The 6,082-nt window shown below is 33.5% G+C and carries 5 protein-coding genes; all 5 read left to right on the plus strand.

Annotated elements, in window-relative coordinates:
• The first annotated feature begins 107 nt into the window (after positions 1 to 107).
• The 5 genes from ND811_RS18605 (at position 108) to ND811_RS18625 (ending at position 5,920) form a co-directional block, all read left to right on the plus strand.
• Complete coding sequence (locus tag ND811_RS18605; RefSeq protein WP_265353502.1) at positions 108 to 353, plus strand: CopG family ribbon-helix-helix protein; 246 nt, start codon at positions 108 to 110, stop codon at positions 351 to 353.
• Positions 353 to 769, plus strand: a complete 417-nt coding sequence (locus ND811_RS18610; RefSeq protein WP_265353503.1) for a putative toxin-antitoxin system toxin component, PIN family — start codon at positions 353 to 355, stop codon at positions 767 to 769. The genes ND811_RS18605 and ND811_RS18610 overlap by 1 nt, the downstream gene beginning before the upstream one ends.
• Positions 770 to 1,985: 1,216 nt before the next feature.
• A complete protein-coding gene (locus ND811_RS18615; protein ID WP_265353504.1) occupies positions 1,986 to 3,041 on the plus strand; it encodes a hypothetical protein in 1,056 nt (351 codons plus the stop codon).
• A gap of 1,109 nt (positions 3,042 to 4,150) precedes the next feature.
• Entirely contained in the window at positions 4,151 to 4,606 is a 456-nt protein-coding gene (locus tag ND811_RS18620; protein WP_265353505.1) for a hypothetical protein, read from the plus strand.
• A gap of 294 nt (positions 4,607 to 4,900) precedes the next feature.
• Positions 4,901 to 5,920 (plus strand): SH3 domain-containing protein, encoded by a 1,020-nt coding sequence (locus ND811_RS18625; protein WP_265353506.1) that lies wholly within the window; start codon positions 4,901 to 4,903, stop codon positions 5,918 to 5,920.
• The last annotated feature ends 162 nt before the right edge of the window (positions 5,921 to 6,082 follow it).

Raw genomic sequence — 6,082 nt, forward strand, 5'->3', positions numbered from 1 at the left:
TGCGAACATTGCGGGGAAGAGTCGCCGCATCCGTGCGGCGTTTTAGAAGAAAATCCCAGAAATAAACAATTTGACAAGTATACAAATCTTGTATATGATGGGAAATTATGAATCAGACTGTTAATATCTCTTTCGAAAAAGCTCTTTTAAAAGAAATTGATAAAATTGCAAAAAGAGAACACAGATCCAGATCTGAACTAATTCGTGAAGCTGCAAGGACTTATATTGAAAAAAAATCTAAATGGCAAGCGGTCTTCGATTTTGCATCCAAGACTATCGATAAATCTAAACTTACCGAAGCTGACATTTTTCAAGAAATTAAAGCAGTTAGAAGAAGTAAAAAAGCTTCTTAATGTTAAAAGTTCTTTTAGATACTAACATTTATATTTCCGCTATTTTATTCAATGGTAAACCTAGATTGGTTTTCCAAGATATAATCGATGATATTTTCATTGGATATATCTCTAATGAAATTCTGGACGAATTGGAAGAAACTTTAGCTAAACCTAAGTTTAAACTACCTAATGACTTCATACAATTTACAATTGCGGAAATCAGAAGTGCTACCACTATAATTAAAAATAAACCTCTTAAAGACTATTTCAATTTGAGAGATCGAGACAATTTCCATATTCTTGAAACTGCTTTCTCAGCAAATGTTGATTTATTAATAACAGGTGATAAAGACCTTTTAACTCTAGAAAAAATCAAGGGTCTAAAAATCATTACTCCTGATGAATACTTAAGAATTAAAGAGGATTTGAACTAAGATTGCGACATCCGTGTCGCTCCCCGCAACGTCGCATAACAGCAACTAACCGCTTCGCTTCGGGACGAGCCCTCGCTTGGGCTGCGCCACATAGGCTTCTGGCACTCCCCTTGCATCCGCAAGTGTCGTTCCAGTCCCTAACGTCCCATTCGGGACTCAGGGCCAGCCTACGTCGGTTAGTCTAGTTCGTTAATTGCAATGTCCAAAAAAAAAGAATTTAAGATAATATTGTTTTAAATTTTCGCTAAATGTTTTTATTCAAGGCGTATGAAAAGAGAAATGAGAAAGACGAGGAATTAAGAAAAGAAAGAATTGAAGAATTTTATTAAGGATTAGTTTCTTTTAACGTCTTTCTCATTATTTACTTTAATTTGCTATTTTCTAGCACAGTTCTGTTTTACTTCGCTTTGTTTGGGATATTCCAGCGAAAAGTAATTTAAGAAATTAAGAAGATGTAATTTTAAGAGAATTGATTTAACTTCTTTACCTTCCTATACGAATTCTTTACTAATCATTGGACACTGCAATTAACAGCGACTTAACGCTTCGCTTCAGCACAAGGCCTCGCTCGGTCTGCGACACATAGGCTTCTGGCACTCCCCTTGCCTGCGCAAGTGTCGTTCCAGTCCCTAACGTCCCGTTGGGACTCAGGGTCAGCCTACGTCGTTAAGTCTAGTTCGTTAATTGCAATGTCCAAAAAAAATATATTAAGATATTTTTGTTTCAAATTTTCGCTGAATGTTTTTATTCAAGGCGTGTAAAAAGAGAAATGAGAAAGACGAAGAATTAAGAAAAGAAAAAATTAAAGATATTTATTAAGGCTTAGTTTCTTTTAACGTCTTTCTCATTATTAATTTACATTGTCTAGTTTCCTGCACAGTTCTGTTTTACTTTACTCTGTTTGGGATATTCACGCGAAAATTGATTTAAGAAATTAAGAAGAAATAATTTCAAGAGACTAGATTTAACTTCTTTACTTTCCTATTCCAATTTTTTACTAGTTATTGGACACTGCAATTAACATCCGCTAACCGCTTCACTTCGGGACTTACGCCCTCGCTCGGTCTGCGACACATTGGCCTCTGGCACTCCCCTTGCCTACGCAAGTGTCGTTCCAGTCCCTAACGTCCCTTCCAGGGACTCAGGGCCGGCCTACGTCGGTTAGCTTGTTCGTTATGCGTAATCAGCCCCAAATTAAACTACTTAAGAAAATAATATGACTAGGATACTTGTTCATTCTCTTGAAGGAAAAGTTGGCGATGCAATTAGACTGCTGCATTCTGCAAAACAACTTCATTATGAATCTCAAGACAAAAATCAAATTCCAATATATATGAAAAAATCAGAAGCTATCAGGATTCAAGGGCTTTCGACTGATGAAGAAATAATTTCAGAAAATATATTTGGAATAATCACCATTAACTATACTTACGCAATTGTATTCGGAATACCTGACTTTATTATAAATTTCAACAGCAATAGTCTAATTCGGCTTGCTTGGGTAGCAAAATTGTTTGAGAAATATTTACCTCAAGAAATTAATCATGTATTTTCTCCAGAAAACAGTGGCTTCAAACCAAAAAAATTAAGCATCTTTCAATTTAAGCGAATTGATATTCATAATCTCACTTCAAGAAACTATTGGGACCAATCAGAAAGTATCAATAAACCCAAAAAACAAAAAATTTTAAGAATTCTATATTTTGTAAGGCATCACGAAACTGAGCCCTGGAGAAATTCAAATTTAAGAATATATAAAGATTTAAAGGAAGTATTAAAATCTTTTCCTAATTTTTGCCTTTCTATAGCTGGATTAAAAAATCGAACGGAATATATCAAAAACGGATACCCAGATTATGAAAATTATATTGAATATCAAATGTATGATCGATATAAGGATCAGAAAGAAATCTATAAAACATTTGATCTTGCGATAGGAGTAAATTCTGCTAGCTTAGACCTTGCAAGCATTGCAGGAATCCCAGTATTAAGACTATGTGAATTCCAAGGACTTGATGGTCATTGGGGAAGAAAGTATAATTCCTTTTTATCTGTTAAAACTCATATTGGTATGATTCCAAATTCGGATAAAAACGAAAACTGGTATGATCAAATTACTCAAAAGGCCTTTCTCAAAATAGTAATTTCATTAATGCAGTGTTTGATTATCGACCCAGTCTCCTTAGCTGAATCAAGACATTTACTGGTGAAAAATGAAGATATAATAAGAATGAAAAGTTTAAAGAACTTAAATAAATTTAAAGTGGGCTGACTACGCATAACAGCAACTAACCGCTTCACTTCGGGACTTACGCCCTCGCTCGGTCTACGACACATAGGCTTTTGTCACTCCTCTTGCTTATGCAAGCGTCGTGCCAATCCCTAACGTCCCGTTCCGGGACTCAGGGCACAGCCTACGTCGGTTAGTCTAGTTCGTTATGCGCCATTTCTGAAAAATCACTCGATTAGCAACTGAATTTCATGACTAAAGTGAATAAACTTGGATGGATCCAAATAAATAAGTTATATGGACCTTATATTTTCAAAAGTACAGCATATGTAAAAATTCTTAAACAAATTAACTAAACGGAAATCCAAATTGAATTTATGAAAAATATTACGAATAAAATTAAGAAATTAGTAAAAACAGAAAATAAGAAATTATTTAAAATAACAATTATTACATTATTTATATTCTATTTTCCTTATTCTACGGCAGCAATTTTCTTTCTCGTTGGCATTTTTTCCCCAATTACAATGCCTATCAACTATTTCCCAGTTATATTTTTATTACCTTTACAGAATTTACTTTTTTACTGGTCAATATATTTGTTATTTAAAATGGATTTAGAAACTGAAATCAGCAAACAACCAAATTACGTAGAAATGCCGGTATTTCTACGTTACTTTTTTGCTTCTATCCTATTTATTATTTCCATTATACCTTCAGTTTTCTTATTCATTTTCTGAACAATGTTAAAAAGAATTAAATTTTACACTTTCATAGATAATATAATCTAAATAAGTAAACTGAGAAACTTAAACACAAAGAGATAAAAAATCTTGGAATTTCTTTCACAATGTTTTAAAAACAAATGTAACTTAATAAAATTAAAGAACAATATACGAAACGGCGCATAACAGCGACTAACCGCTTCACTTCGGGACTTACGCCCTCGTTCGGTCTACGACACATAGGCTTCTGGCACTCCCCTTGCCTACGCAAGTGTCGTGGCCAGTCCCTAACGTCCCGTTGGGACTCAGGGCCAGCCTACGTCGGTTAGTCTAGTTCGTTATGCGCAATGTCCAAAAAAATGAATTAAGAAAAAAAATTTTCGCTCTTAAAGCAACAAATCCTGCTCAAAATAAAACTTTATAAGTATGAACTTTTACGATTCCTTCGAAATAAATTTAATAAATTATATCGAATCTTACAAATCAGAACTTGAAAAATCTAAATTCAAATTTTATTCAAAAACTGTTGGTCCGGGTATGGGGGCTATTGTTGAATTGTCAAATAAAGATCATAATTTAATAATTATAAACGATAGAGGACAATTCTTTCTAGATTTAAAATCTAAATCGGAATTGAAAAACTTGAATTTTCAATTGAATTCTATATTATCATATATTCTATTTCAAAATATGGAAAATTTAGATAAAGTTAATAGAAAGCAAGTATTACTTGGTGAAGAATTTCCTGATTTATTGACTGATCCATTGAAATACTATTTTATCTATCGAAATGAAATAAAAGATATTGAACTCAATACTCAATATAAAAAAATAATTAATAAATTGCAAACTGAAAGATCAAAATATTTATTTTCACAATGAATATATCATGATTAAGCAGAATGTCTGATGGAACCTACAATTAAAAACAAGAAAAATTTGAAGAATTAGGTTTTAAATCTTTAATTTACATTTATTCTTATACATTGGACACAGCGCATAACAGCGGGGAAACGCTTCGCTTCGGCACGAGGCCTCGCTTGGGCTGTGCCACATTTCCCTTCTGTCACTCGTTTGCTTCCGCAAACTCCGTGCCAGTCCCTAACGTCCCGTTGGGACTCAGGGTCGGGAAACGTCGTCTCCCCTAGTTCGTTAAGCGCAATTGCAAAAAAAAATATGAAACCAGTTTATCTAATAATAGTCTTTTTGTTAATCTCCTGCCATCTATTTCAGAAAGAGAAAAAGTATTTTGAGGTTATAGCTAAAAGTGGATTAATCTTGAGATCGGGACCTGGACAAAATTATAATAAAATTACTACTCTTCCAATAAATACATCAGGTAAGATAAATGAATTTATTGGGCCAACTACTTACATACAAGGGAAAAAAGGATTATGGCTAAAAGTTGAAACTGAACAACTAAATGGATATATTTTCTCAGGCTTTGCGATTATTCACGAAAACATTGAATCTCTCAATCAAAGTAGAAATTATAAATCTTTTCCGAAATTCAAAGGAATCTTTCCATTTACAAATTCCGATCTAAATCAGATAGAATTCACCAAACAATTCCTAGATAAATTTATTGTATTTGAAAGAGACTTAACTACCGAAACTAAAACAATTTTAGACAATGATTTATATAAAATAGAATTAATATCGGCAAAAAATGAATATAGTGAATACCAGACGATTTATGTTTTTAACAAAAAAGAAAAATTAAATTATATTCCAGAAATAAACAATCTACATCCAAAATCATTTGCGGAAAATTCTAAAATTATTTCAGGCTTTGAATATACCTGCTATAATTGCTGTGCTATGCCAACTGATACAATAGGTATCTTATCTGAAAACAAAATATATACGTTACCTATTCCCTTAAATGACACCTTAGCCTCATGCGATCTTGAAGGACAAGTTAAAACAGATTTTAGTCAATTACGAATAACAAATAAAAATGAGATAATTATTCACAAAACAATATACGACTGCTCTACTGATCCAAAATGCAGTCAAGCAGGAGCAGAAGATAACTGTAAGCCAACCAAAGTTTTTTCAGATACTTTTATTCTCATTGAAAATCCGTATTCAAATCCAAATATCTTTGAATTTGAAGCATCAGTTGTTCCAAATAATATACTGAACCAGTTTAAAACTGGTAGAACTGCAAAAAACAATAAAAATCTTGACTAACTCTTTGCAACTGCGCTTAACAGCGACTAACCGCTGCGCTTCGGGACTTACGCCCTCGCTTGGTCTGCGACACATAGGCTTTTGGCACTCCTCTTGCTTACGCAAGCGTCGTGCCAATCCCTAACGTCCCGTTCCGGGACTCAGGGTCAGCCTACGTCGGTT

The sequence above is a fragment of the Leptospira soteropolitanensis genome (assembly GCF_026151655.1).
GTDB lineage: Bacteria > Spirochaetota > Leptospiria > Leptospirales > Leptospiraceae > Leptospira_A > Leptospira_A soteropolitanensis.